Source organism: Burkholderia sp. AU39826 (genome assembly GCF_020419965.1).
Taxonomy (GTDB): domain Bacteria; phylum Pseudomonadota; class Gammaproteobacteria; order Burkholderiales; family Burkholderiaceae; genus Burkholderia; species Burkholderia semiarida.
Window position 1 is genome coordinate 118064 of the sequence record NZ_JAIZQG010000001.1, and the last position, 25712, is coordinate 143775.

A 25712-nucleotide genomic window follows, 5' to 3' on the forward strand; every position below is an offset into this window, starting at 1 on the left:
AGAATGGAACTGCGCTGGCAGGATGCCTACCAACAATTCAGCGCCGCGGAAGACGAGCAGCAGCTCTTCCAGCGGATCGCTGCCTATTCCAAGCGGTTGGGATTCGAATACTGCTGTTACGGCATTCGCGTACCGCTGCCCGTTTCGAAGCCGGCGGTCGCCATCTTCAATACCTATCCGGACGGCTGGATGGCGCACTACCAGGCGCGGAACTATATCGAGATCGATTCGACGGTTCGCGACGGCGCACTCAGCACCAACATGATCGTCTGGCCGGACGTCGATAACATCGACCCGTGCCCGCTGTGGCAGGACGCGCGCGATTTCGGGCTGTCGGTGGGCGTCGCGCAGTCGAGCTGGGCGGCGCGCGGTGCGTTCGGTCTGCTGAGCATCGCCCGTCATGCCGACCGGCTCACGCCGGCCGAGATCAACATGCTGACGCTGCAGACCAACTGGCTCGCGAACCTGTCGCATTCGCTGATGAGCCGCTTCATGGTGCCGAAGCTGTCGCCCGCGGCGGGCGTCACGCTGACCGCGCGCGAGCGCGAGGTGCTGTGCTGGACGGCCGAGGGCAAGACCGCGTGTGAAATCGGCCAGATCCTCAGCATCTCGGAGCGGACGGTCAACTTCCACGTGAACAACATCCTCGAGAAGCTCGGCGCGACCAACAAGGTACAGGCGGTCGTCAAGGCGATCTCGGCCGGGCTCATCGAAGCACCGTGACTTGACGTTGCGCGACGGCGCCGCCGGAGGCGGCTGCCGCCACGCGGCTCACTCCATCATCGGTTCCACTTCCTTCGCCGTCCAGCTCACGCTGGAAATGCTTTTCTCCATGCTCATCCGGCTCGCGATCTGCTCGAGTTTCTGCTGATCCTTCGGATGCAGCTTCAGCGTCGCGGTGACCTTCAGCCGGTCCGGCTGGTCGGGCACGTCTTCGCTCGTGAGGCTCTGGAACGACAGCGGCTTCGCATACATCGCGTTCGACAGCAGCGTGCGGATGTGGACTTCGTCGGCAGCGAGGCAGATCACGGTGATCCGGTATTCGCGCACGAGGTCGGCGTTCGAGACGGGCGTCGCGTTGATCGCCTGGCTGACGCCGCGCAACACCGTATTGGTGAGCAGCACGACGCCCGTGCCGGCGAGCGCGGGCACGTAGTGGCCGGAGCCGGCCAGCACGCCGACGGCGGCCGAGCACCACAGCGTCGCGGCCGTGTTGATGCCCTGGATCGAGCCCTTGTCGCGCATGATCACGCCGCCGCCGAGAAAGCCGACGCCGGACACGACGTAGGCGGCGATCTGCGTGACGCCCGCCACGCCGTTGCCGGTCAGCACGCCCAGCGTGACGAACAGGCATGCGCCGCTCGCGACGAGCGTGATGGTGCGCAGGCCGGCCGTACGCTGGCGCATCTGGCGCTCGAGGCCGATGGCGACGCCGCAGGCGAACGCGGTGAAAAGACGGAGTGCGAAATCGAAAGTCATGGTTGTCCTGCCGTGCAAGAAGCGCGTGCCGGCTCGCGTCGCCGCGGCGCAAGGCCGAAGGCGACGCGGCGTCAGCCGTCATCGCGCGGTACTGTACCGTGCGAATGCGTCATTCAAATGTGAAACGGATGGCGTGCGGCTCGCGGAACGCGAGCCGGGGCAGGAGAACTGCGGCGGACAGGCGTTCAGGCGGCAAGCGGCGCACGCAACGGAGTGCTGCAACTGTCCACGATGGTTCCTGAAGGAAGAATGGGCGGCATTCTAGTAGGCGGCGCGCGGCCGCGTCAACCGCCTGGCGGCGCTACTGCGCCGAGCCGATCGTGCCCGTCGCGAGCGCGAGCGCGGCGGCGGCCGACAAGGCGCCGGCATAGCTGTCGACTTCCGCGTTGCGCGCGGCGAGCAACTGGCTTTGCGCGATCGTCGCGTCGGTGACCGAGCCGACGCCGTTCCGGTACGCGGTCAGCGCCGCGTCGTAGCTCGTTTGCGCGGCATCGACGAGCGCCTTCGCGGCGTCGTGCGACGCGAGGCTCGTCTGCACCGCGTTCTGCGCGGCGACGACCTGGCGCACCGCTTCCTCCTTGGTCCGCGTGAGGCGCGCGGATGCGCTTTCCGCGTCGTTGCGCGCCTGCATCAGCACGGCCGAGCGCAGGCCGCCGTCGTACAGCGGGATCGTCACGCCGAGGAACACGCCGCCGCCGTAGCGGCTGCCGTTCAGGTTGACGGTGGGCGCTTGGTCGCCGATCGCGGGCAGCGCGGAGATGGCCGTGCCGCCGCTGGCATACGACGTCGACGCGGACAGGAAGATCTTCGGCATGAACGCGGCTTGCGCCGCCTTGATCTTCGCGCGATTGGCCTTTTCGAGCGCGAACGCACCCTGCAGGTCGGGGCGGCGCGCGATCGCGTCCGACACGATCGCGTCGACGGACGAACCGAGCGCAGGCGGCAGCGGCCGCTGCGGCAACGCGGCGATCGTCGGCTTCGACAGCGGCGAGATGCCGAGCGCGGAGACGAGCGCGAGGTAACCGTCGCTCTCGGCGCCGTTGGCCTGCACGAGCGCGAGGTTCGCCTGCGCGCGGTTCTGCGTCGCCTGCGCGAGCTCGACGACCGTGCCGACGCCGTGCTTGAGCCGTGCACGGGACGCCGCGAGAATCGCATCCGCGTTCGCGAGGCCCTGTTGCGCGCTCAGGGCCCGCGAGCGAGCGGCTTCGTAGCGGTAGTACGAGACCGTCACGTCGTGGATCACCTGCTGGTGCACGGCCGTGAACGCGACGTTCGATGCGATCGACGCCTGTTCGGCTGCTTCGACGCGCGCCGCGCGGCCGCCGAAATCGAACAGCAGCCATTGCAGCGACAGCGCCGAAATCGTCCCGTGCACGGTGGTGTTGCTCGACGAATCGCCGAGGATCGTCGACGTCGAGCCGTGGTTCGCCTGGTACGCGCCCATCGCCGTCGCCGACAGGCGCGGCAGGTATGCGGACTTGGCGAGGCCGACCGCCAGCGCCGCGTTGCGCGCGTCGTTCCATGCGATGCGGGTCAGCGGATTGGCCGATTCGGCGAGATCGATCAGTTCCGGCAGCGTGTACGCATGCGCGGCATCGAGCGCGGCCGGCGGCGGCACCGACGCGAGCGCCGGCGACGCGGGCAGCGTGTAGTCGTGCACACCTTGCACGGCGGCGCGTGGCGGCGCCGCCACGATGTCGCCCGCGGCCGACGTTTGCGGCTGCCACGGGCGGTCGGACGCCTCCGGCGCCAGATCGATCGACGACGTCGCGCAGCCGGCCAGCGCGACGGCGGTCGCGAGCGCGGCGGCGGCGATCGGGGCGGCCGGCGGTTCAGGTACGCGCATGAGGGGCAGGCTCCTTCGGTGTGGGTTGACGGGCGGCGTCGGCGATGTGCGCGAGCCGTGTGTCGATCAGGTTCAGCAGCGCGTCGCGTGCGGGGTCGGTGGGGGTGGTGCTCGAAGGTGGCGCCGGGGCATTCGCGCGGGGCGTGGTTTCGTCATCGCCCGGCGCAGCCACGCGCGCAAGCTGTGCGCCGATCGCCGCGTCGCCGGGTTTGCGTTCGGCGAGCAGGAACAGCGGGCCTTCGAGCGCATCGAGTTCCGCGAGTGCGCGCCGTCGCGTGGCGACCCACGTCGCGGTCGGCCGCACCCACGACGGCTCGTAATGGATCAGGCCGAGCTCCTGCGAGATCGCGCCGTGCCGGGCGAACGCTTCGGCGGCCAGCGCGCGCCGTTCGGCCGGCTGGGCGATCTGCGCGATGCGTCGCCACTGGTCGAGCAGCGCGGCGAACGCGGAGTCGATCTGCTTGCCGATGCTGACGGGCCAGATGCGCGTGAACACGAGATACACGACGACGTTGCCGAGCAGGATGCCGATCGTGCGATCGCGCGCGAGCGTCAGGTCGAAGCCGGGGCCGGCGCCCTGAATCACGCACAGGAAGAACGCGAACGCGACCTGGAAACCCGCGTACGCGATGCGCGGCGAGCCGAATGCGACCCACGCGGACAGCCACGCGCCGGCGAAGACGAGCGCCATCAGTTCGCCGATCGACGACAGCGACGGGACGACGAACACGAGCGCGGCGGTGCCGATCAGCGCGCCGACGATGCAGCCGGCGATGCGCAGCGTGAGCTTCTCGACCGTTTCCGCGGTCGAGCCGAGCGACACCATGTAGCAGGTGATGAAGCAGGTATGGATGCCCGACCAGTCGAGTTGCGAATACAGCAGGTAGCAGAACATTGCCGCTGCCGTCGTTTTCAGCGCATAGCGGACGTGGTCGGGATTGGTGCGCGCGTCGGGCAGGAAGAAGCCGCCGCGCGGGGCGGGTGGTGCGGCGGGTTCCGCCGGTTTGTCGGCGGCGGTATCGGTTGATGAGGCCGATACGGCCGGTGCGTCGGTTGCGGGCGGCTGCGCGAACTGCGTGATCGCGATGTGCAGGTCCGCCGCGACGACACGTGCGAGCGGCGGCAGTGCATCGGGCGCCGGCAGCGCGAGCGTCACGTCGACCGGATAGCCGCCCTGTTCGAGGATCGCGGCCATCTCGTCGAGCGTCGCCGCGATCGGCGTGGCGAATGCGTCGGGCAGCCGCGCCGCCGGTTCGCGATCCGCAAGCGCGACCGCGACGAGCAGCGCGGTGCTCGACGCGACGGCCTGCCGCAACGCGACGACATCGGCACTGGGCGACGAACCTTCGAACTTCGACAGCTTCAGCCACGTGAGCAGCTGCTTGTCGCCTTCGCGCAGGCTGGCATCGAACGCGTCGCGCGCGCCGTCGTCGCCGCGCAGCCGCCGCGCGGCGAGCCGCAGCCGTTTCGCGAGCTGCGCGTGCGCGAGCTTGCGCGGCGACGGTGCGATCAGCAGGTTGACGACGATCGCGACGCCGACGGGGATCGCGACCATCAGCCACGCATAGAGCAGCGCGCGCGTCGCGGCTTCGCCGACCGGCGCCAGGCCCAGCTCGTCGAGTCCGAAGCCGACGATCATCGCGAGAATCGCGCCGACCGGGCGCAGCTTGCTGGCGGACGTCAGGTAGAGCAGGCCGACCGACAGCACGGCCATGCACGCGACGCGCAGCACCGAATACTCGATGCTGAAGATCGCGACGCCGATCACGAGCGCGATCACGAGCGTGACGAGCAACAGCATCGCGACCGCGAGCACGGCGCTCGTCACGCGATCGGCGCGGTTCAGGAAGAACACGACATACGCGGAAATCGCGGCTTCGGGTGTGCCGTATCCGCTCGTCACGAGCACGACAAGCGCACAGATCAGCGCGACGCGCACGGCCATGGCCGCGCGCCCCGGAAACGGCGCGAGCAGCCGCAGGACTTCGCGCGGGCCCGGCGAGCGGACGTCAGCGGCAGGCTGAGCCATGCCGGACCTCGACGATCGCGCTCGCGCCGACACGTACGAGCTTGCCGTCGGGTTCGTCGAGCTTCACGCGCACGGGGAAGCGCTGCGCGACGTGCACCCAGTTCACCGAGCGCTGCACGATCGGCAGCGAGCGTGGCAGGTTGATGCGGTCGCTGTCCGCGATGCCCGCGCCGATGCCGACGACCTTGCCCGTCATCGGGCGATCGCGGTCGATCATCGAATAGACGGTCGCGCAGTCGCCCACCGCGATGCGATTGAGCGACGTTTCGCGGAAATTGCCGACCGCGAACCATTCGCTCGCGTCGATCAGCGTGAAGATCGACTGGTTCGGCGCAAGCGTTTCGCCGGGGAGCACGCTCAGGCCCGTCACGAGCCCGTCGTGCGGCGCGCGCACGACCGTATCGTCGAGCGCATGCCGTGCGCGGGCCAGCGCCGCTTCGCGCGCGTGCAGCGTCGCGATCGCGTCGGCGTCGTCGCCGATCGTCTGCGCGGACGCGCGCTGCTGTTCCCGCGCCTGTGCGAGCGAGACGGACGCGTCGCGCTGGCGCACCTTCGCCTGGTCGAACTGCTGCGCGCTGACGTAGCCCTGCGCGGCGAGCGGCGCGAGCCGGTTCACGTCGCGCGTCGCGAGATCGTAGTTCTGCGTCGCGCGCTTGACCTGCTCGGCGGCGACGGACGCGTTCGAACGCTCGCCGATCAGCGAACGGCGGCGTGTGTCGAGCGACGCGCGCGCGAGTTCGAGATCGGCCTGCGCCTGCGCGACGGTCAGCCGGTACGGTACGGGATCGATCACGTACAGCAGGTCGCCTTTCGCGACGCGCTGGTTTTCATGCACCGCGAGCTGCACGATGCGGCCGCCGACCGGCGACGCGACGTGCACGACGTCCGCGTCGATCGACGCGTCGTCGGTGGACGGGTACGCCGTCGTGCGGTGGTACGCGTACGCGAGCGCCGCGATGCCGAGCGCGACGATCGCGAGCGCGATGACGCGGCCTTTGACGGAGGGGCGGGCGATGCCGGCGGCCTTCATGCGAACGGTCCCGTGCCGGTGAGCCAGACGAGCACGGCGACCACGAGCCCGATCGCGGTGCAGACGGCGAGTTGGTAGGGCACCGTCGCGGCCCAGCCGGTCGCGACGAACACGCGGTGCGCGACGATCGCGCCGACGATGCCGACGATCGCGCTGACGAGCCACAACGGGAAGTACGCGCCGAACAGCACGTAGGACGGCGCGCCGCGCGATGCACAGCCCGCGAGCGGCAGGGCGGGCGCGAGGACGGCGGCGATACGCAGCGGCGCGCGCGGCGTTGTTTTTCTCATGGTGTGACGAGCTCGACGTTGGGGGTGGATGCCGGGCGCGGCGCAATGCGGATCATCGCGACCGGCCGGGCCGCGACGACGATTTCAGGATACGGGGCCGATCATAAATCAGCGTAATGCGGATCGCCAGCGATCCGGCGCGCGTCCACGGCAGGGGCGGGGCCGATCGTGGCCGCGCCATCGGTCATGCCGGACGGTCCGGCAGTGCGTGTCGGCAGCGATGATCGGACCGCCGCGATTCTGCCAGCACCCGCTCGTGCAGGGTTGCGAACGGACTGTCAAGGATCGTCAGATGAAATCGTGCAGCGGGGTTTGCCATGTCGACGCAGCGGCAATCGGCGCGCAAACGGCTGATTGCCGCTCGAACGCATGCGAATCAGTCCGGCTGGCCGCGGCCGTCCTCGACGAGCAGGCCGGCGAAATCGCGCGCGAAACGCGGAGGCGCATCGAGATCGGCGACGCAGATCCGCAGCCGGCGCTCGGTCCAGTCGTCTTCGAGCGCGACGAGGCGCGGCGCCATCGTCTTCGCATGACGGCGCGCGGTGCCTTCGGGCAGCACGCCGACCTTTGCTTCGATCATTCGGCAGGCCGTCTCGAAGCTGCCGACCTGGATGCGCCTGCGCAGCATGCGCAGCACGTCGCCGGCGACGATGCCGACGTCGATCAAGCCTGCCTGCGCAGCGCGCACGATGTCGGGGCTCACCCGTTCCTGCATGTCGATCGTCACGTGCGGATGATCGACGAGACAGCGGCGCCGCACCGCCGGCCGCGACCCGTCGTCGCGGCCGGGATCTGTGTACCATCGTGCGTAGGGTGCGACGCGCGGCACCGGGCATCACGGCCCGATGCGGCGCGCGTCGCGGAAGCGGTCGTGCAACGAAGGTGAGCATTCCATGCGAAGTTTCTTTGTCCGGTTCATTGCGATCGGCGTGCTGTTCCATCTGTACGTCGGGATGCGGATCATTCCCGATGCGTTCGTGTCGCCGCTCGCGCGCACGATCGCGGCGCTCGTGCTGGCGAGTTTCGTCGTCTTGATTCCGGTCGGGATGTTCTCGCGCCGCTTCGACGAAGGGTGGGCAGCGACGCTGGTCGGCTGGGCGGGCGCGCTCGCGATGGGCTTCTTCTCGTCGCTGCTGGTGCTGACGTTCCTGCGCGACATCGTGCTGCTCGGCGTGCTCGCGTGGCGACATCTCGGGCATGACGGCGCATGGAGCGGCGCGGCGCCCGACACGGCGCTCGGCGTGCTGGCGGCCGCGGTGCTCGTGACGGCGATCGGGTTCGTCGGCGCGCGCCGCACGGCGGCGGTCAAGCGCGTGTCGATTCCGGTCGCCGGCCTGCCGGCCGCGCTCGACGGGCTGACGATCGTGCAACTGTCCGACATCCACGTCGGCCCGACGATCAAGCGGCCCTACATCGAACGGATCGTGCGCGCGGTCAATGCGCTCGACGCCGACCTGGTGGTCGTGACGGGCGACGTGGTGGACGGTTCGGTCAAGCGCCTGCGCGAACACACGGCGCCGCTCGGCGAGATGCGCTCGCGGCACGGCACCTTCCTCGTGACGGGCAACCACGAGTACTACGCAGGTGCGCATGCGTGGATCGACGAATTTCGTCGTATCGGGCTGACCGTGCTGCTGAACGAGCACGTGCTGATCGAGCGCGGCGGCGCGCGGGCGGTGCTCGCGGGCGTGACCGACTTCACGGCCGGCGGCTTCGATCCCGCCCATCGCAGCGATCCCGAGCGGGCGTTGGCCGGTGCGCCGCCCGACGTCGGCACGAAGATCCTGCTCGCGCACCAGCCGCGCAGCGCGGAAGCGGCGAACCGCGCGGGCTTTACCGTGCAGTTGTCGGGACACACGCATGGCGGCCAGTTCCTGCCGTGGCCGCCGTTCGTGCGTCTGCAGCAGCCGGTGATCGGCGGGCTGAACCGCATCGGCGACATGTGGCTGTATACGAGCCGCGGCACTGGGTACTGGGGGCCGCCGAACCGCTTCGGCGTGCCGTCCGAGATTACGCTGATTCGGCTGACACGCGGGTAGCCGGTGGCCGAGGACGGCCGTTACGCGACGCGAACGCGCATCGCGCGCCCCGCGGTTTCCTTTTGTCGGGAATGACAGCGCATGGCGGCGTGCGGCGCCGTTGGCTAGTATGCAGACATGCGTTCGCTCCGTTCCTTGCCCGCTCCTGCCGACATGTCGACGCCCGATCTCTTCGCTGATACGCCCGTGCCCGACGTGGACTGGTACCCGGACTGGCTGGCGCCGCCCGACGCCGATCGCGCGCTGGCCGCGCTGATCGACGAGGTCGCGTGGCGGCAGGACACGATCCGTACGCCGCGCGGACGCATTCCGTTGCCGAGGCTCACCGCGTGGCAGGGCGAACCGGATGCCGTGTACGTGTACTCCGGAATCCGCAACGTGCCGGAGCCGTGGACGCCGGCCGTGCTCGCCCTCAAGCGTGCGGTCGAGGCGACGTGCGGCGTGCGTTTCAACAGCGTGCTGCTCAATCGCTATCGCAACGGGCTGGACAGCCTCGGCTGGCATGCGGACAACGAACCCGAACTCGGCGATGCGCCGGTGATCGCGTCGGTGAGCCTCGGCGCGATGCGGGTGTTCGATCTTCGCCATCGCGCGAGCGGCGTCACGCATGCATACCGCCTCGTGCATGGCAGCCTGCTCGTGATGGGCGGACGCACGCAGGCCGAATGGCAGCACCGCGTGCCGAAGGCGCCCAGCGTGCAGGGCGAGCGCGTCAACCTGACCTTCCGGCGCGTGTCGATGGCGGCCGAATAGGTCGCACCCCGTTTCCGTGATTGGCGAAAGGCCAATCCAAGCCATCGCGCGTGCGGCACGTTGCCGCACGAACGCGATGTCGGGCCGGCCGACGTGTCGCTCAGCCCCGTCCCGCAAGGCTTTGAGTCAGACTCGATCGAACGGGCGGTTCCGATAGATGAGTGAAACCTCTGATGGTGCGTCGCAACAATCGCTGATTAGACTGTGGAATGGCAGAAGCGCGTCGGCACACCGGCGCGCCCCCCTTTTCGACATGCCTTCGTGCGTTGCCGATGCAGCGCGCAACGGGGCAGGAGCACAACGCGTGACCGTATTCGACCCTTCCTTCGAACCCTCGCTGCACGTCTTCGAGCAAGACGGCGGATGGCAATGGGCGCTGACGGTGAAGCGGGCGACCGGCGTCGGCGTGAAAGTCGTGGCGTTCAGCCGCGAAGGCTTTCGCGGCGAAGCCGAGGCATACGCCGCTGGCCAGCTTGCCCGCGCCGAATATGACGCCGCCGTGACGGCCTGACGTCGTCGCGGCGATCCGGCGCGAGGATCGCCTTCCTCTGTGCCGTCCGTTGCCGGACGGCGCTTTTCCGACTGCTTCCGTTTTTTCTCCAGGCGCGAAATGCGACCGTTTGCCGGCATTCGCTGTGCCAAATGGTCCGTGCCGTTCGACACAGGCATGCCTATGCCGCCTTCGATGCGCGGGCATCGCGTCGACGAGGCGACACGCGTGGCGAAAGTCTGCACGCCGGCTCATGACCTCCCGAGCAGGTGCAACCACGTATCGCACGAGGGAGCGTGGAAAACGCCGATTCATATCGTAATAAAATATGAGGTTATTGCATCGGCGAGACAATGACGTCCCGCTTTCCTGAAAGGAGCTATCCGTGCAATTGACCCAATTAGGCGGGCATGTCGCCCAATCCGGCATCGCCGAACGGCAAAAACACGCGCAGGCGCTGATGTTCGGGATGGCGAACATCGACGAGTACATGTCCGGCGGCGTCTGCTACGACGCCGCGGCCTACGTGCGGTATCTGCTGCGCGCGGACGCGATGATCACGCCCGCGGCGCTGCTCGACACGATCGGCCAGTCGTGGAGGACGCGCTTCAACTTCGAGACCGGCACTCAATGGGACGGGCGCGCGAGCATTCCGGCGGGCACCGCGGTCGGCTTCGCTCGCGGCGCGAATGTCTTTCACGCGGCGATTGCCGTCGGCGGCACCCGGATCCGCGGGATCAACGGCGGCCTGCTGGGCGCCGGCTGGCTGCATCCGGTCGATCTGGCACGCGTGCTGCAGCCGGATCCGGCCGGCGGTTTTGCGTACGACCGCACGACCATTCGTGTTTATCTGTCGCGCCTGTAGGCGGTCCGACGTCAAGTTCCGTGCTGCTGGCCGTCGTCCGGCCGCGTGCCGTGGGCGGGCGCCGTGCGGTCAGCGCGCTGGCGTCCGGCGATTTCTGCATGGCGTCGCGCGGTCCAACGCTGCTATCCTCTCGACCTTGAATGACGCGTCATGGTGGCGTGGACGCGCATGCTGCGTCGCGGCGCCGCGCGCCGGTGCGAGCCCACGCGCGCACTGAGGTAGCATGACTGAATATCCACGACGATCGATGACCTGTTTCGTGACCGATTTCCTTCCGTCCATGTCCACATGGTCAAGACAACGATGAGCGGTGCACCCGATCCGGCGGCGCCCGGCGACGAAGAATCGTCGGGCGGCGCTTCGTCCTATCTGGTGCCGGGGCTCGAACGCGGGTTGCGGATCCTCGCCGAATTCTCCGCGCGCGAGCCGGTGCTCGGTGCGCCGGAACTGTCGAAGCGCATCGGCATTCCGCGCACCACGACGTTCCGCCTGCTGCAGACGCTCGAGGCGCTTGGTTTTCTCGAACGCGTGAACGGCGATCGCTATTTCCGGCTCGGCGTCGGCGTGCTGCGGCTCGGCTTCGAATACCTGAATTCGCTCGAACTGACCGATCTCGGCACGCCCGTGCTCGAACGGCTGCGCGATTCGACCGGCCTGTCGACGCACCTGCTGATCCGCGACCAGCGCGACGTGGTGTTCGTCGCGAAGGCGCAGAGCAATGCGTCGATGTTCGGTTCGGTGAAGGTGCACGTCGGCACGCGCCTGCCCGCGCATGCGACCGTGCACGGCCACGTGCTGATGGGGGACCTGACGCGCGATGCGATGCGGCAGCTCTATCCGGAGAAGAAACTCGAACAGTTCACCGAGCGCACGCCCGGCACCGTCGACGAACTGTACGAACGCGTGCGTCATTACGCTCGGCTCGGCTATGCGGTCAGCGAGGCCGCGTTCGAGAGCGGCATTTCGGCCGTGACCGCACCCGTGCGCGATCATTCGGGCTCGATCGTCGCGGCCATCACCGCGACGGTGCCGCGCTCGGAGATCGGCGAGGCCGGCGAGAAGGAGCGGCTCGTCGAGGCCGTGTGCGGTGCGGCGGTCGACCTGTCGCAACGGCTGAACTATCGTCCGCTCGAAAGCGACCCGACGTTCGCGCATGCGCGCCACAAGGTCGCGATGTTCTGACGCTCGCGTATCGATCCGGCCGCGGCGCGCAGCATTGCAGACGACAAGAGCGGCCCGCGGGCCGCTCTTGTCGTTCTCGTGCGCCGAAGCCCGGTGCCCGAACGCGTTCAGAACGAATGATGAATCCCGGTCAGCACGATCACCTGGTTCGCGGTGCTCGACACGCCGGCCGTGAAGAACGCGGCCTTTGCGCCGCCGGAAGCGTGTTCATAAAGCACGTTCGCATACAACTGCGTGCGCTTGGACAGCGCGTAGATGTCGCCGAGTTCGACCTGCGTCCAGCGGCGGCCGGCCAGCGTCGTGGTTGCCGCGCCGCCCGCGATCGTGTTGAACGCGCTGCTGCGGTAGTTCACGCCCGCGTCGTAGCTCTGGAACGTGTCGGAAAACCCGTTCGACTGCATCTTCACGCGCGTGTAGAGGCCGTGCACGAGAAAGTCGCCGATCTGGTAGGACGCGCCCGCGCCGATGTTCTCGACCTTGCTGGCGAGATAACCGTTCGCGGTGTTCTGCCCCTGGAACGACGTGATGCCCGTCTGGCCGATCAGGAGCGAGCGATCGTGCTCGTTCGAGTAGACGGCCGACGCCTTGAACGGCCCGTTCGCATAGTTCAGCGCGACGCCGACCGATTTGCCGGTCGAGAAGTTCGTCGTGTTGCCGAGCGCGAGCGTCGCCGCGGCCGAAAAGCCCGCGAAGGTCGGTGAACGATACTTGATCGAATTGTTGTACGGCACGTTGCCGGTCGCGGCGAGCCCGTCGATGTTGCCCGGATGGAACGCGTACCAGCTCATCGCGAGGTACGCGGTGCTGAGCGGGTCGAGATAGTCGAACGCCAGCGGCGTCTGGCGGCCGAGCGTCAGCGTGCCGTAGCGCTCGGCGCCGAGGCCGACGAACGCCGCGCGATTCCAGATCGTGTTCGCGGTCGCGAACTGGCCGTTGTTCGTATAGAAGCCGTTTTCCAGCTGGAAGATCGCCGACAGCCCGCCGCCGAGATCTTCCTTGCCTTTCAGGCCCCACCGGTCGGGCTGCGTATTGCCCTGGATCATCGCCCACTTCGCGTGGCCGCCGACGTTGTTCACGTACGAGACACCCGCGTCCATGCTGCCGTACAGCACCACGCTGCTCTGCGCCCACGCGCCCGACGCGGCACCCATTCCGATGACTGCCGCTGCTACCGCATGCTTGACCATTTGATCTCCTGACTCTCCAACCTGATGAAAACGTGTTGCGACGGCCTGCGCGGGGACGGCCGGCCGTCGCGCGGGTGCATATCGTCGAGCGGGCATTTGTATGTTCCATATAAGGAACATCGTGCCTCTGATGGAATGGAGTATAGGGGCGCGGAGCCTTCGATCAAAAATAAATTTTTCGGGACGGATGAGTGCTCCCGTGAGGCCGTACAGCAAGGCCTGATGCCTTTGGAAAACCGATAAACCCCCGTCAAACAACAAAAAATTACATTCGATAAGGTAGATGAGCGGAGCGGTCGAACTGTGCGTCGGTGTTTTCCCTAGGACATGCAGCTTTTTATTTTGCTCGCGGAAAGTCGCTCCTATAATCACCATCCATAAACTGATGTTCCTGATATGGAACAAAACGGAACAAACCGAGAGTCGATCAGAAGGAAGGGTGCGAGATGTCTGAGCAATGGATTTGTGCCGGTCACGCCGGCGCGCTGTCGGAAGACACGCCGATCGAGTTCAAGCGGACCGACGGCGTGGAAATCGGGATCTACCGCGTCGGCGACGACGTGTATGCGCTCGAGAACGTATGCCCGCATGCGTATGCGCTGCTGACGCAGGGCTTCGTCGACGAAGGCACGGTCGAATGCCCGCTGCACGAGGCCGTGTTCGACATCAAGACGGGCGAATGCCTGAAGGGCCCGGGCGGGCGCGCGCTGAAGCAGTACGCGGTGCGCCTCGCCGGCGAGGAAATCCAGATCAAGGTGGACTGAACATGAAAGAAGCGACCGTCAACTTCAATCCCTTCCTGAAGCCGTGGGTGGCGCCGCAGCCGAACAACGTCGCGGGCAAGGGGCAGATCGAGATCCCCGGCCAGGTCGAGAACCTGGTCTGGCAGAACCGCAAGGCCGAACCCACCCAGTACGAGAACGACCTCGGCGATGCGCTCGAACGCGTGTTCGAGAGCGGCGCGATGGAGCTGGACGATGTCGTCGCCGGGCTGAACCGCATCGGCTTTCGCGCGCCGGACGGCACGGTTTGGACACCTGAGCGTTTCCGCGCCGAAATGGCCTCGCTGGCGGAATGAACGCGCCGACCGCGCCGCGCGCCTGAGCGCCGACCCGACAACCGCATCCGGAGCACACTGATGACGTCCCCCGACCAACACGAAACCCAACACGACCCGGTCCGCGACTACCTCGATCGCGGCATCAAGAACTACTGGTATCCCGTCGCGCCGAGCTGGCAGGTGTCGAACGCGCCCGTCGGCCTCACGCGCCTGTCCGAACAGATCGTGCTGTGGCGCGATCACGACGGCAAGGTCCACGCGCTGGAAGACCGCTGCCCGCACCGCGGCGCGCGCCTGTCGCTCGGCTGGAACCTCGGCGGCAACATCGCGTGCTGGTATCACGGCATCGAAGTCGACGGCGGCGGCACGGTCAACCGCGTGCCGGCGGTATCGAACTGTCCGCTCGAAGGCACGAAGTGCGTGAAGTCGTATCCGGTCGAGGAGAAGGCCGGCGCGATCTTCCTGTGGTTCGGCGACGAAGCGCACGGCGAGCCGGCGCCGCTGAATCTGCCGGAAGAACTGGTCGCCGACGAATACGCACACTTCCTGTGCGTGTCGAACTGGAAGTGCAATTACCAGTACGCGATCGACAACGTGATGGACCCGATGCACGGCGCGTATCTGCACGCGACGTCGCACTCGATGGCCGAAGGCGACAAGCAGGCCGACATGCGCGTGCGCAAGACGGACACGGGCCTGATGTTCGAGAAGATCGGCCAGCGCGACGTGAACTTCGACTGGGTGGAGCTCGGCGAAACGGGCTGCCTGTGGATGCGCCTCGCGATCCCGTACAAGCAGAAATTCGGCCCCGGCGGCAACTTCGGGATCATCGGCTTCGCGACGCCGGTCGACGGCGACCACTGCCAGGTCTATTTCTGGCGTACCCGCAAGGTCGGCGGCTGGCAGCGCGACGTGTGGCGCTTCATGTACCGCAACCGCCTCGAAGGCCTGCACTGGGACGTGCTCGAGCAGGACCGCTACGTCCTCGAAAGCCTCGCGCCGCATGCGCGCGATCACGAATACCTGTACCAGCACGACGTCGGCATCACACGTGTGCGCCGGATGCTGCGCCAGCGTGCGCAGGAACACCTGTCCGCGCTCGACGCGCATCGTGCGGCGCATGCCGCCTCGGAGCACGCGAATGGCTGAGTTCGCTCCGGTCGTGGCATTGCGCGGTCGCCGCGTGCTCGTCACGGGCGGCGCGCGCGGTCTCGGCGCGGCGTTCGTGAAGGCGCTGGTCGAAGCGGGTGCACAGGTCGCGTTCGGCGACGTGCTCGCGGAAGAGGGCCGCGCGCTCGCCGCGCAGCTCACGCAAGCCGGCCACGCCGCGCATTTCTTCGCACTCGACCTTGCCGATCCGGCCAGCATCGACGCTTTCGTCGCGCAGGGCGCGGCGGCGCTCGGCGGCATCGACGCGCTGATCAACAACGCGGCGATCACGAACTCGGGCGGCAAGCTGTCGACGGAGCTCGACGTGGCGACCTGGGACGCCGTGATGAACGTGAACGTGCGCGGCGTGTGGCTCGTCAGCAATGCAGCGCTGCCGCACCTCGCTCAGTCGGGGCGCGGCGCGATCATGAATCTTGCGTCGGATACCGCGTTGTGGGGCGCGCCGAAGCTGCTCGCGTACGTCGCGAGCAAGGGCGCGGTGATCGCGATGACGCATGCGCAGGCACGCGAGTTCGGCGCGCACGGCGTGACGGTCAACGCGATCGCGCCAGGGCTCACCGAAGTCGAGGCGACCGCCTACGTACCGGCCGAGCGCCATGCGTTCTACCTGCAGGGCCGTGCGCTGACGCGCGCGCAGGTGCCCGGCGACGTGACGGGCCCGGTGCTGTTCCTGCTGTCGGACGGCGCGCGCTTCGTCACGGGTCAACTGCTGCCGGTCAACGGCGGCTTCGTAATGAACTGAATTGAAGTTTTCACTCGGAATGAAGGAGAGGACGATGGCGGACGCCGATTTCGAACGCAAGTCGTGGGACCAGCCGGAAGGCACAAGCTTCAACGACTGGATGGAAGGGCGCGTCGCGCGCTACGCGACGCGGCGCTACGACTGGGACGCGCTGAAATTCCAGGCCGACTACGACCCGAAGTACCGCCGTGCGCAGATGCGCTACGTCGGCACGGGCGGCACGGGCGTCGCGAAGGACGTCAACACGGTGCCGGCCGGCAACTTCACGTTCTCGACGATGGTCATCCCGGCCGGCAACATCGGCCCGAGCCACATCCATATCGACGTCGAGGAAATCTTCTTCGTGCTGCGCGGCAAGATGAAGGTGATCTGCGAGCGCGACGGCGAGACCTGGGAAGCGGTCCTCGGCGAGCGCGACCTGATCTCGGTGCCGCCGGGCGTGTATCGCACGGAAATCAACATCGGCGAGGAAGATGCGCTGATGTGCGTGATGCTCGGTTCGCCGAAGCCGATCACGCCGACGTATCCGCCCGATTCGCCGCTCGCGAAGATCAAGCGCTGAGACGGGGCGGGTGAAGCAATGAGTGTCATCGACAAACGCGACCGCACCGCGGCGTTCGCCGCGCTGCTCGGGCAGTTTCCCGAACAGCGTTGCGTAGCCGGCGCGGCGGGCACGATCGGCTACCGTGAGGCCGGCGCGCGGCATGCGGGCCGCGCGCTGCCCGCCGTGCTGCTGCACGGGATCGGCTCGGGCGCCGCATCGTGGGTGTGCCAGCTCGACACGCTCGGCGCATCGCGCCGCGTGCTCGCGTGGGATGCGCCCGGTTACGGCGTGTCGACGCCCGTGCACGGCGCGTCGCCTGCCGCCGCCGATTACGCGGCATCGCTGAACGCGTGGCTCGAGGCACTCGGCATCGAACGCTGCGTGCTGGTCGGCCATTCGCTCGGCGCGATCATCGCGGGCGGTCTCGCCCGTGTGATGCCCGCGCGGATCGCCGGCCTGCTGCTGGTGTCGCCCGCCGGCGGCTACGGCAGCGCACCGGCCGACACCCGCGAATCGCGCCGCGACGCGCGGCTCGCGATGCTCGCGGAACTCGGCCCGGCCGGGCTCGCCGAGCAGCGCAGCGGCAACATGCTGTCCGGTTTCGCGAACGAGGAGGCACGCGCGTGGGTGCGCTGGAACATGGCGCGCATCGTGCCGGAAGGTTATGCGCAGGCCACGCATCTGCTTGCGAACGCGGATCTCGCGGCCGATCTCGCCAGCTTTCGCGGCCGCACGGCCGTGGCCGTCGGCGCGAACGACGCGATCACGCCGCCGGCTGCGTGCGAGCGGATCGCCGCGGCCGCGCACGTCGGGCTGCAGGTGATTCCGCAGGCCGGTCATGCGGGTTACGTCGAACAGCCGGCCGTTTATTCATCGCTGATCGACGGCTTCTGCCGCCAATGCGATCGTCAACGGGGGCTGGAATGAGCGAACCGTTGCAACAACGGCAGGACGCAGACAACGCGAAGGCCGAAGCCAGCTACGTGGTGCCGGGCCTCGAACGCGGGCTGCGGATCCTCGCCGAATTCTCGCCGCGGGAGCCCGTGCTCGGCGCGCCCGAGTTGTCGAAGCGACTCGGCATTCCGCGCACGACGGTGTTCCGTCTGCTGCAGACGCTCGAATCGCTCGGCTTTCTCGAACGCGCGGACAAGGATCGCAACTACAAGCTCGGCATCGCGGTGCTGCGGCTCGGCTTCGAATACCTGAGCTCGCTGGAGCTGACCGATCTCGGCCTGCCGGTGATCGAGAGCCTGCGCGATGCGACCGGCTTCACGACGCACATCGTGATTCGCGACGGCCGCGACGTGGTGTTCGTCGCGAAGGCGCAGAGTCAGTCGCCGGTGTTCAGCTCGATCCGCGTGAACGTCGGCACGCGGCTGCCCGCGCATGCGACGACGCACGGCCACGTGCTGATGGGCGACCTGTCGCTGAAGGAACTGCATGCGCTGTATCCGGAACGCGTGCTGAACCGGATGACGAGCGCGACGCCGGAAACGGTCGACGCGCTGTACGACGTGATCCGCGAGGACGCACTGCGCGGCTACGGCGTCAGCAATTCGTCGTTCGAACGCGGGATCTCGGTCGTCACGGCGCCGGTACGCAACGAGACGCAGAAGATCGTCGCGTGCATCACGGTGACGGTGCCGAGGCCGGAGATCGACGCGGCGCTGATCGCTGACGGGCTGATCGACAAGGTACAGCGCGCGGCGGCGGAATTGTCGCGGCGGCTCAATTACCGCTCGGATGACGAGCACACGTTCATGAAAGCTTTAGGACTGAAATGAGACCCCCACGCATGCTTCGCACGCTGCCCCCCGACGGGGCGGTCAATCTTCTTGGGGCGGCCCGGCGACTGATGAAACAGCCCCCACGTTCGCTTTGCTCACTGCCCCCCGAGGGGGCCGCCGGCCCTCTAGGGGCGGCCCGGCGAGGGCCGACGACATGATTGAGATCGATCTGACCGGGCAGGTGGCGGTGGTGACGGGCGGTTCGTCCGGCATCGGCCTCGCGACCGCCGAACGGTTCCTGCAGGCGGGCGCGTCGGTCGCGATCTGCGGCCGCGACGGCGAGCGCCTCGCCCGCGCCGAAGCGATGCTGCGCGACAAGTACGCAGGCGAACGACTGCTGGCTGCGCGCTGCGACGTGCTCGACGAAGCCGACGTGACCGCATTCGCGCAAGCGGTGTCCACGCGTTTCGGCCGTGCCGACATGCTGGTCAACAATGCAGGCCAGGGCCGCGTGTCGACTTTCGCCGATACGACCGACGACGCCTGGCGCGAAGAACTCGAGTTGAAGTACTTCAGCATCATCCGTCCGACGCGCGCCTTCCTGCCGCTGCTGTGCGATGCGGCCGCGCCGACGATCACCTGCGTGAACTCGCTGCTCGCGCTGCAGCCGGAGCCGCACATGGTCGCGACGTCGTCGGCGCGCGCCGGCGTGCTGAGCCTCGTGAAATCGCTCGCGACCGAACTGGCGCCGCAGCGCATCCGCGTGAACTCGATCCTGATCGGCATCGTCGAGTCGGGGCAGTGGCGCCGCCGCTACGACACGCAGGCGCAGCCCGGCGAAAGCTGGGAAGACTGGACGGGCGCGCTCGCCCGCAAGAAGAACATCCCGCTGAATCGCTTCGGCAAGCCCGACGAGGCCGCCTGGGCACTTTTTTATCTCGCAACGCATCTGTCGTCCTACACGACGGGCAGCCATATCGACGTTTCTGGAGGCTTTGCACGCCATGTCTAAAAAAACCACGGTTGGCGAGCTGATTGCCGCCTTTCTCGAGCAGTGCGGCGTGAAAACCGCGTTCGGCGTCATCTCGATCCACAACATGCCGATCCTCGACGCGATCAACTCGCGCGGCAACATCCGCTATGTCGGGGCGCGCGGTGAAGCCGGTGCGCTGAACATGGCCGACGGGCTGGCCCGCGTATCGGGCGGGCTCGGCGTCGCGTTCACGAGCACGGGCACGGCGGCCGGCAATGCGGCCGGCGCGATGGTCGAGGCACTGACGGCCGGCACCGCGCTCCTGCACGTGACCGGGCAGATCGAGACGCCGTATCTCGACCGAGATCTCGCGTACATCCACGAAGCGCCCGACCAGTTGTCGATGCTCGACTCGATCTCGAAGGCCGCGTTCCGCGTGCGCACCGTCGAAACCGTGCTGCCGACGATCCGCGAAGCCGTGCGCATCGCGCAGACCGCGCCGACGGGCCCCGTGTCCGTCGAGATTCCGATCGACATCCAGGCGGCCGAAATCGAATGGCCGGAAGACCTCGCACCCGCCCACGTCGCGGTGCGCGAGCACGACACCGCGCGCGTCGCGAAGCTTGCCGACGCACTCGCGGCCAAGCGCCGCCCGCTGCTGTGGCTCGGCGGCGGCGCGCGCCATGCACGCGAGGAAGTCGAACGCCTCGTGAAGCTCGGCTTCGGCGTCGTGACGAGCGTGCAGGGTCGCGGCGTGCTGCCGGAAGATCACCCGGCGACGCTCGGCGCGTTCAACGTGCATGCGTCGGTCGAAGCGTTCTACAAGACCTGCGACGCGCTCGTCGTGGTCGGCTCGCGCCTGCGCGGCAACGAGACGCTGAAGTACAAGCTCGCGCTGCCGCAGCCGCTGTTCCGCGTCGATGCCGACGCGCTCGCCGACAACCGCGGCTATCGCAACGAACTGTTCGTGCATGGCGATTCGAAGCGCGTGCTGGCTGAACTGGCCGACCGCCTCGAAGGCCGGCTGTCCGTCGATCCGCAATTCGCGGCCGATCTCGCGGCGGCCCGCGAAGACGCGGTGGCCGACGTGGCGAAGGGCCTCGGGCCGTACAAGAAGCTCGTCGACACGCTGCAGGGCGCCGTCGGCCGCGACTACAACTGGGTGCGCGACGTGACGATCTCGAACAGCACGTGGGGCAACCGCCTGCTGAAGATCTTCGAGCCGCGCTCGGGCGTGCATGCGCTCGGCGGCGGTATCGGCCAGGGCATCCAGATGGGCATCGGCGCGGCGCTCGCGGGCGCCGCGGCGAAGACGGTCTGCCTCGTCGGCGACGGCGGCCTGATGGTCAACGTCGGCGAACTCGTGACGGCCGTGCAGGAAAACGCGAACGTGATGATCGTGCTGATGAACGACCAGTGCTACGGCGTGATCCGCAACATCCAGGACGCGCACTACGGCGGCCGCCGCTGCTTCGTGCAGCTGCACCAGCCCGATTTCGCGCAGTTCTGCGCGAGCTTCGGCCTCACGCACTACCGGATCACGTCGCTCGACCAGGCCGAGGCGGTCGTGCGCGAAGGGATCGCGAAGGAAGGGCCGGTGATGGTCGAGGTCGACATGCTGTCGGTCGGCTCGTTCGCGTCCGCCTTCGCGGGCCCGCCGGTGAAGCAGGAAGCGCCGACGGAGCGCCAGTATGCATAACGGGCAAAAGCGGGCGCACGCCCCGGTCGACATCGCGATGATCGGCTTCGGCGCGATCGGCGCGGCCGTGTACCACGCGGTCGAGCACGATGCGTCGCTGCGCGTCGCGCACGTGATCGTGCCGGAACACCAGCGCGCGGCGGTACAGGGAGCGCTCGGCGGCGCGGTGGAGGTCGTGTCGTCGGTCGACGCGCTGGCCCGCCGCCCCGAGTTCGCGCTCGAATGCGCGGGCCACAGCGCGCTCGTCGATCACGTCGTGCCGCTGCTGAAGGCCGGTACCGACTGCGCGGTCGCGTCGATCGGCGCGCTGTCCGATCTCGCGCTGCTCGACGTGCTGTCGCAGGCCGCCGACGAAGGCGGTACGACGGTGACCCTCCTGTCGGGTGCGATCGGCGGCATCGACGCGCTGGCGTCCGCGAAGCAGGGCGGCCTCGACGAAGTGCTGTACGTTGGCCGCAAGCCGCCGTTCGGCTGGCTCGGCACACCGGCCGAGGCACTGTGCGACCTGCACGCGATGACCGAAGAGAAGGTGATCTTCGAAGGCACCGCGCGCGACGCGGCGCGGCTCTATCCGCAGAACGCGAACGTCGCGGCGACGGTCGCGCTCGCGGGCCTCGGGCTCGACGCGACCCACGTGCGCCTGATCGCCGATCCGACGGTCGCGCGCAACGTGCATCGCATCACCGCGCGCGGCGCGTTCGGCGAGATGTCGCTGGAAATGAGCGGCAAGCCGCTGCCCGACAACCCGAAGACGTCCGCGCTGACGGCGTACAGCGCGATCCGCGCGCTGCGCAACCGCGCGGCCCGCTGCGTGATCTGACCGGACCATCGAGCGTTCGCCCGCGCCACGGCGAGGGCGGATGCGCAGAGACAGATTTGTGGGATAGGTGACATGACTTCTTTCGATACGAGCCTCGTGCCCGACGGCAACATCCTGATCGGCGGCGAGTGGCGGCGCGGCCGTGGCGCGCCTTACACGAGCATCTATCCGGCCGACCAGTCGGTGAACATGGAAGTGTCGACGGCGAACGCGGAAGACGCGGCCGACGCCGTCGCGGCCGCCGACGCCGCATGGCGCCGCGCCGACTGGGCCGGGCTCAAACCGCACCAGCGCGCGCAGGTGCTGTACCGCGTCGCGGACCTGATCATGCAACGCCACGAGGCGCTCGCGCACCTGCAGCGCCGCGACAACGGCAAGCCGATCGGCGAGACGCGCGTGCTGGTAGCCAGCGCCGCGAACACGTTCCGCTATTTCGCGGCCTGCCTCGAAACGCTCGACGAAGAACTGACGCCGTCGCGCGGCGATTACCTGACGATGAGCGTGTACGAGCCGATCGGCGTGATCGCGGCGATCACGCCGTGGAATTCGCCGATCGCGTCCGACGCGCAGAAGCTTGCGCCGGCGCTGGCCGGCGGCAACGCGGTGGTGCTCAAGCCGGCCGAGGTCACGCCGCTCGTGTCGCTCGCGCTGGCGCGCATCTGTGAGGAAGCCGGCGTGCCGAAGGGCGTGCTGAGCGTGCTGCCGGGCAAGGGTTCGGTGATCGGCGACGTGCTCGTGCGCCATCCGCTGGTGAAGAAGGTGTCGTTCACCGGCGGCACCGAGGTAGGCCGCGGCATCGCGCGCATCGCGGCCGAGAAGCTGATGCCCGTGTCGCTCGAACTGGGTGGCAAGTCGCCGACGATCGTGTGCGACGACGCCGATCTCGATCACGCGGTCAACGGCGTGCTGTACGGGATCTTCAGCTCGTCGGGCGAGGCGTGCATCGCCGGGTCGCGGCTGTTCGTGCAGCGCGCGGTGTACGACGCATTCATGCAGCGTCTGGTGGCCGGCGCGCGCAAGCTGCGCGTGGGCCACCCGACGCGGCCCGACACGCAGATGGGCCCGCTGATCACCGCGAAGCATCGCGAGTCGGTGGAGCGCTACGTCGCGCTCGGGCTGGAAGAAGGCGGCCGCCTGCTGTGCGGCGGCGAGCGGCCGACGGGCGACGGGCGCGAGCACGGCTTCTTCTATCAGCCGACGATTCTCGAGGGCTTGCCGAACAGCGCACGCATCTGCCAGGAGGAAATCTTCGGGCCGGTGCTGGTCGCGATGCCGTTCGACGACGAAGCGTCGCTGATCGCACAGGCGAACGACAGCGTGTTCGGCCTCGCGGCCGGCATCTGGACGCGCGACTACAAGCGCGCGTGGCGCATCGCGCGGGCGCTGGAGACGGGCACCGTGTGGATCAACACGTACAAGCTGTTCTCGATCTCCACGCCGTTCTCGGGCTGGAAGGAGAGCGGGATGGGGCGCGAGAAGGGGCGTCTCGGCATCCGCGAATACATGCAGCAGAAGAGCCTCTACTGGGGCTTGAACGACGCGCCGCTGCCGTGGGCGAACTGAGCGAAGGGGAATGACGCAATGAGCATCTTGGGAATCGAGCAGATCACGTACGGTGTCGACGACCTCGTCACCTGCCGGCGCTTTTTCGCCGACTGGGGCTTGAAGGAAGTCGCGCACGACGACACCCGCGCCCGTTTCGAAACGCTGAACGGCTGCACCGTGCTGGTCGTGCGGGCCGACGATCCGTCGCTGCCGCCCGCATTCGAAGCCGGCCCGACGCTGCGTGAAGTCACGTGGGGCGTCGCGACGCGGCAGGAACTCGACGCGCTGCGCACGAAGCTCGCCGGCCAGCCCGGCTATTACGCGCAGGAGGATGCGGTCGGCTGCATCGATCCGAACGGGATGTCGATCCGCGTCGAAGTCACGCGCAAGCGCGCACTCGACATCACGGGCTCGCCGTCGAACGTGTGGGGCCAGACGCTGCGCGTCGACCAGCCGAGCCCGATCTATGCGCGTGCGGAGCCGGTCGAGGTCGGGCACGTCGTGTTCTTCACGAACTGCCTCGACGCGCAGGAAACGTTCTATCACGAACTGCTCGGCTTCGAGACGTCGGACCGTTACCCGGGCCGCGGTGCATTCATGCGCTGCGCGCCGCACGGCGGCCATCACGACCTGTTCCTGCTCGCGCTGCCGAATGGAAAACGCGGCCTGAACCACGTCGCGTTCACCGTGCGCGACATCCACGAAGTGTTCGGCGGCGGCATGCACATCGACCGCTGCGGCTGGCAAACGCAGCTCGGCCCGGGGCGTCATCCGGTGTCGTCCGCGTACTTCTGGTACTTCCAGAACCCGGCCGGCGCATTGATCGAATACTACGCGGACGAGGACGTGCTGACACCCGAGTGGCAGCCGCGCGAATTCGAGCCGGGCCCGACCGTGTTCGCCGAATGGGCGGTCGACGGCGGCCTCGACGGCAACACGCGCCGGCAGAAGAACGCGAAGGCGCCGGAAGGCAAGTTCATGACGGAGCGCAAATCGTGAGCGAAACGAACTCGCAGGAATCGGCCGCGCCGGGCACGGTCGTCGTGATCGGCGGGGGCCAGGCCGCCGGCTGGGTGCTGAAGACGCTGCGCGCGGAAGGCTTCGCGGGCCGCCTCGTGATGATCGCCGACGAGCCGCACTTGCCGTACGAGCGCCCGCCGCTGTCGAAGGCCGTGCTGGCCGGCGACGCCGACATCGAAACCGTGCGCGTCGTGCGCCCCGACGAATTCGATGGGCTGAACGTCGAAGCGTGGCAGCCGGAACGCGCGGCGTCGATCGATCGCGCGCGCCGCGTGGTGAAGACCGAAAGCGGCCGCGAGATCGCATACGACCGGCTCGTGATCGCGACCGGCGGCACGTCGCGCCGCTTGCCCGATGCGCTCGTCAACACGCCGAACCTGCATTACCTGCGCACGCTCGACGAAGCGGCCGCGCTCGGCGAGAAGCTGCGCGCGAGCCGGCGCGTGCTCGTGATCGGCGGCGGCTGGATCGGCCTCGAAGTCGCGGCAACGGCGCGCAAGCTCGGCGTCGATGCGATCGTGGTCGAAGGTGCGCCGCGCCTGTGCGGCCGTTCGGTGCCGCAGATCGTGTCGGACTTCCTGCTCGACCTGCATCGTTCGAACGGTGTCGAGGTGCGGACGGGCGCGGCGCTCGCGTCGCTCGACCCGCTGCCGGATGACGCGTCGAAGGTACGCGCGACGCTTGCCGACGGCACGACGATCGACGCCGATTTCGCGGTGGCCGGCATCGGCCTCGCGCTGAACGTGTCGCTCGCGAGCGACGCGGGGCTCGCGATCGACGACGGCATCGTCGTCGACGAATACGGCGCGACCAGCGATCCGGCGATCTTCGCGTGCGGCGACGTCGCGAACCATCACAACGGCTGGCTGAAGCGGCGCGTGCGGCTCGAATCGTGGGCCAACGCGCAGAACCAGGCGATCGCGGCGGCGAAGGCCGTGCTCGGCGTGCGCGCACCGTACGCGGAGATTCCGTGGTTCTGGTCCGATCAGTACGACGTGAACCTGCAGATCCTCGGCGATCTGCCGGCCGATGCGCAGCTCGTCGTGCGCGGCGATCTCGCCGCGCGCCGTGCGACGCTGTTTTTCGTTGGCGACGGGCATGTGAGAGGTGTCGTCGCGGTGAACAACGCGCGTGAGTTGAAGCTCGCGCGCAAGTGGATGAACCAGGGCCGGGCGGTGGATACGGAAGCACTGGCAGACACGACCCAGGCGCTTGCCTGACC

General features: G+C 68.1%; 26 protein-coding genes. 19 read left to right on the forward strand and 7 right to left on the reverse strand.

The features are described 5' to 3' along the window. The first annotated feature begins 3 nt into the window (after positions 1–3). A complete protein-coding gene (locus LGM42_RS00590) occupies positions 4–723 on the forward strand; it encodes an autoinducer binding domain-containing protein (RefSeq protein ID WP_059584867.1) in 720 nt (239 codons plus the stop codon). Positions 724–771: 48 nt separating this feature from the next. Here the strand turns inward: LGM42_RS00590 and LGM42_RS00595 are convergent, their stop codons facing one another. The 6 genes from LGM42_RS00595 to LGM42_RS00620 form a co-directional block, all read right to left on the reverse strand. Next, on the reverse strand, positions 772–1479 hold the full coding sequence (locus LGM42_RS00595; RefSeq protein WP_060310737.1) for an MgtC/SapB family protein: 708 nt from the start codon (positions 1477–1479) through the stop codon (positions 772–774). A 301-nt stretch (positions 1480–1780) separates the two neighbouring features. Beyond that, entirely contained in the window at positions 1781–3325 is a 1545-nt protein-coding gene (locus LGM42_RS00600) for a TolC family protein (protein WP_124859968.1), read from the reverse strand. Further along, on the reverse strand, positions 3312–5354 hold the full coding sequence (locus LGM42_RS00605; RefSeq protein WP_226231287.1) for an FUSC family protein: 2043 nt from the start codon (positions 5352–5354) through the stop codon (positions 3312–3314). The genes LGM42_RS00600 and LGM42_RS00605 overlap by 14 nt, the downstream gene beginning before the upstream one ends. Further along, on the reverse strand, positions 5335–6384 hold the full coding sequence (gene mdtN, locus LGM42_RS00610) for a multidrug transporter subunit MdtN (protein WP_059639686.1): 1050 nt from the start codon (positions 6382–6384) through the stop codon (positions 5335–5337). The genes LGM42_RS00605 and mdtN overlap by 20 nt, the downstream gene beginning before the upstream one ends. Next, on the reverse strand, positions 6381–6674 hold the full coding sequence (locus tag LGM42_RS00615) for a hypothetical protein (RefSeq protein ID WP_059639685.1): 294 nt from the start codon (positions 6672–6674) through the stop codon (positions 6381–6383). The genes mdtN and LGM42_RS00615 overlap by 4 nt, the downstream gene beginning before the upstream one ends. Positions 6675–7050: 376 nt before the next feature. Beyond that, positions 7051–7401: a hypothetical protein gene (locus tag LGM42_RS00620; protein ID WP_226231288.1), complete on the reverse strand. Its 351-nt coding sequence runs from the start codon at positions 7399–7401 to the stop codon at positions 7051–7053. 166 nt (positions 7402–7567) lie between these two features. Here LGM42_RS00620 and LGM42_RS00625 point away from each other — a divergent pair, with 166 nt between their 5' ends. The 5 genes from LGM42_RS00625 to LGM42_RS00645 all read left to right on the forward strand — a co-directional run bounded on the left by LGM42_RS00625 (position 7568) and on the right by LGM42_RS00645 (position 12003). Beyond that, complete coding sequence (locus tag LGM42_RS00625) at positions 7568–8713, forward strand: metallophosphoesterase (protein WP_059639683.1); 1146 nt, start codon at positions 7568–7570, stop codon at positions 8711–8713. Between the two features lie 153 nt (positions 8714–8866). Then, complete coding sequence (locus tag LGM42_RS00630; protein WP_226231289.1) at positions 8867–9466, forward strand: alpha-ketoglutarate-dependent dioxygenase AlkB family protein; 600 nt, start codon at positions 8867–8869, stop codon at positions 9464–9466. Between the two features lie 304 nt (positions 9467–9770). Next, complete coding sequence (locus LGM42_RS00635; protein WP_059585120.1) at positions 9771–9977, forward strand: hypothetical protein; 207 nt, start codon at positions 9771–9773, stop codon at positions 9975–9977. A 364-nt stretch (positions 9978–10341) separates the two neighbouring features. Further along, positions 10342–10821: a type 6 secretion system effector deamidase TecA gene (gene tecA, locus LGM42_RS00640; protein ID WP_059584876.1), complete on the forward strand. Its 480-nt coding sequence runs from the start codon at positions 10342–10344 to the stop codon at positions 10819–10821. Positions 10822–11109: 288 nt separating this feature from the next. Further along, positions 11110–12003: an IclR family transcriptional regulator gene (locus LGM42_RS00645; protein WP_059584877.1), complete on the forward strand. Its 894-nt coding sequence runs from the start codon at positions 11110–11112 to the stop codon at positions 12001–12003. A 107-nt stretch (positions 12004–12110) separates the two neighbouring features. Here LGM42_RS00645 and LGM42_RS00650 read toward each other — a convergent pair whose 3' ends face one another. Further along, complete coding sequence (locus LGM42_RS00650) at positions 12111–13190, reverse strand: porin (RefSeq protein ID WP_060310751.1); 1080 nt, start codon at positions 13188–13190, stop codon at positions 12111–12113. Between the two features lie 446 nt (positions 13191–13636). Between LGM42_RS00650 and LGM42_RS00655 the strand changes: the two genes are divergently transcribed. The 13 genes from LGM42_RS00655 to LGM42_RS00715 all read left to right on the forward strand — a co-directional run bounded on the left by LGM42_RS00655 (position 13637) and on the right by LGM42_RS00715 (position 25710). Continuing rightward, a complete protein-coding gene (locus LGM42_RS00655) occupies positions 13637–13954 on the forward strand; it encodes a non-heme iron oxygenase ferredoxin subunit (RefSeq protein ID WP_059584879.1) in 318 nt (105 codons plus the stop codon). A 2-nt stretch (positions 13955–13956) separates the two neighbouring features. Beyond that, positions 13957–14268: a recombinase-like helix-turn-helix domain-containing protein gene (locus tag LGM42_RS00660; protein ID WP_226231290.1), complete on the forward strand. Its 312-nt coding sequence runs from the start codon at positions 13957–13959 to the stop codon at positions 14266–14268. A gap of 60 nt (positions 14269–14328) precedes the next feature. Next, a complete protein-coding gene (locus LGM42_RS00665) occupies positions 14329–15399 on the forward strand; it encodes an aromatic ring-hydroxylating oxygenase subunit alpha (protein WP_060310752.1) in 1071 nt (356 codons plus the stop codon). Next, complete coding sequence (locus tag LGM42_RS00670; protein ID WP_226231291.1) at positions 15392–16162, forward strand: SDR family oxidoreductase; 771 nt, start codon at positions 15392–15394, stop codon at positions 16160–16162. The genes LGM42_RS00665 and LGM42_RS00670 overlap by 8 nt, the downstream gene beginning before the upstream one ends. Positions 16163–16196: 34 nt before the next feature. Further along, a complete protein-coding gene (locus LGM42_RS00675) occupies positions 16197–16724 on the forward strand; it encodes a cupin domain-containing protein (RefSeq protein WP_059584883.1) in 528 nt (175 codons plus the stop codon). Between the two features lie 18 nt (positions 16725–16742). Next, entirely contained in the window at positions 16743–17633 is an 891-nt protein-coding gene (locus LGM42_RS00680; protein WP_226231292.1) for an alpha/beta fold hydrolase, read from the forward strand. Beyond that, a complete protein-coding gene (locus LGM42_RS00685) occupies positions 17630–18490 on the forward strand; it encodes an IclR family transcriptional regulator (protein WP_226231293.1) in 861 nt (286 codons plus the stop codon). The genes LGM42_RS00680 and LGM42_RS00685 overlap by 4 nt, the downstream gene beginning before the upstream one ends. Positions 18491–18647: 157 nt before the next feature. Then, a complete protein-coding gene (locus LGM42_RS00690; RefSeq protein WP_226231294.1) occupies positions 18648–19445 on the forward strand; it encodes an SDR family oxidoreductase in 798 nt (265 codons plus the stop codon). Then, entirely contained in the window at positions 19438–21105 is a 1668-nt protein-coding gene (locus LGM42_RS00695) for a thiamine pyrophosphate-binding protein (RefSeq protein WP_059584887.1), read from the forward strand. The genes LGM42_RS00690 and LGM42_RS00695 overlap by 8 nt, the downstream gene beginning before the upstream one ends. Continuing rightward, entirely contained in the window at positions 21098–21925 is an 828-nt protein-coding gene (locus tag LGM42_RS00700; RefSeq protein ID WP_226231295.1) for an aspartate dehydrogenase, read from the forward strand. Before LGM42_RS00695 ends, LGM42_RS00700 begins: the two co-directional genes overlap by 8 nt. Before the next feature lie 72 nt (positions 21926–21997). Continuing rightward, on the forward strand, positions 21998–23488 hold the full coding sequence (locus LGM42_RS00705; RefSeq protein ID WP_226231296.1) for an aldehyde dehydrogenase: 1491 nt from the start codon (positions 21998–22000) through the stop codon (positions 23486–23488). Between the two features lie 18 nt (positions 23489–23506). Continuing rightward, positions 23507–24469, forward strand: a complete 963-nt coding sequence (locus LGM42_RS00710) for a VOC family protein (RefSeq protein WP_226231297.1) — start codon at positions 23507–23509, stop codon at positions 24467–24469. After that, a complete protein-coding gene (locus tag LGM42_RS00715) occupies positions 24466–25710 on the forward strand; it encodes an NAD(P)/FAD-dependent oxidoreductase (RefSeq protein ID WP_226231298.1) in 1245 nt (414 codons plus the stop codon). Before LGM42_RS00710 ends, LGM42_RS00715 begins: the two co-directional genes overlap by 4 nt. The last annotated feature ends 2 nt before the right edge of the window (positions 25711–25712 follow it).

Coding starts and splice junctions, on each gene's coding strand:
- LGM42_RS00665 (WP_060310752.1), top strand. CDS start 14,329: ATGACGTCCCCCGACCAACACGAAACCCAACACGACCCGGTCCGCGAC.
- LGM42_RS00710 (WP_226231297.1), top strand. CDS start 23,507: ATGAGCATCTTGGGAATCGAGCAGATCACGTACGGTGTCGACGACCTC.
- LGM42_RS00690 (WP_226231294.1), top strand. CDS start 18,648: ATGATTGAGATCGATCTGACCGGGCAGGTGGCGGTGGTGACGGGCGGT.
- LGM42_RS00600 (WP_124859968.1), bottom strand. CDS start 3,325: ATGCGCGTACCTGAACCGCCGGCCGCCCCGATCGCCGCCGCCGCGCTC.
- LGM42_RS00595 (WP_060310737.1), bottom strand. CDS start 1,479: ATGACTTTCGATTTCGCACTCCGTCTTTTCACCGCGTTCGCCTGCGGC.
- LGM42_RS00650 (WP_060310751.1), bottom strand. CDS start 13,190: ATGGTCAAGCATGCGGTAGCAGCGGCAGTCATCGGAATGGGTGCCGCG.
- LGM42_RS00655 (WP_059584879.1), top strand. CDS start 13,637: ATGTCTGAGCAATGGATTTGTGCCGGTCACGCCGGCGCGCTGTCGGAA.
- LGM42_RS00660 (WP_226231290.1), top strand. CDS start 13,957: ATGAAAGAAGCGACCGTCAACTTCAATCCCTTCCTGAAGCCGTGGGTG.
- LGM42_RS00685 (WP_226231293.1), top strand. CDS start 17,630: ATGAGCGAACCGTTGCAACAACGGCAGGACGCAGACAACGCGAAGGCC.
- LGM42_RS00700 (WP_226231295.1), top strand. CDS start 21,098: ATGCATAACGGGCAAAAGCGGGCGCACGCCCCGGTCGACATCGCGATG.
- LGM42_RS00630 (WP_226231289.1), top strand. CDS start 8,867: ATGTCGACGCCCGATCTCTTCGCTGATACGCCCGTGCCCGACGTGGAC.
- LGM42_RS00675 (WP_059584883.1), top strand. CDS start 16,197: ATGGCGGACGCCGATTTCGAACGCAAGTCGTGGGACCAGCCGGAAGGC.
- LGM42_RS00695 (WP_059584887.1), top strand. CDS start 19,438: ATGTCTAAAAAAACCACGGTTGGCGAGCTGATTGCCGCCTTTCTCGAG.
- LGM42_RS00680 (WP_226231292.1), top strand. CDS start 16,743: ATGAGTGTCATCGACAAACGCGACCGCACCGCGGCGTTCGCCGCGCTG.
- LGM42_RS00605 (WP_226231287.1), bottom strand. CDS start 5,354: ATGGCTCAGCCTGCCGCTGACGTCCGCTCGCCGGGCCCGCGCGAAGTC.
- mdtN (WP_059639686.1), bottom strand. CDS start 6,384: ATGAAGGCCGCCGGCATCGCCCGCCCCTCCGTCAAAGGCCGCGTCATC.
- LGM42_RS00670 (WP_226231291.1), top strand. CDS start 15,392: ATGGCTGAGTTCGCTCCGGTCGTGGCATTGCGCGGTCGCCGCGTGCTC.
- LGM42_RS00645 (WP_059584877.1), top strand. CDS start 11,110: ATGGTCAAGACAACGATGAGCGGTGCACCCGATCCGGCGGCGCCCGGC.
- LGM42_RS00705 (WP_226231296.1), top strand. CDS start 21,998: ATGACTTCTTTCGATACGAGCCTCGTGCCCGACGGCAACATCCTGATC.
- LGM42_RS00590 (WP_059584867.1), top strand. CDS start 4: ATGGAACTGCGCTGGCAGGATGCCTACCAACAATTCAGCGCCGCGGAA.
- LGM42_RS00625 (WP_059639683.1), top strand. CDS start 7,568: ATGCGAAGTTTCTTTGTCCGGTTCATTGCGATCGGCGTGCTGTTCCAT.
- LGM42_RS00615 (WP_059639685.1), bottom strand. CDS start 6,674: ATGAGAAAAACAACGCCGCGCGCGCCGCTGCGTATCGCCGCCGTCCTC.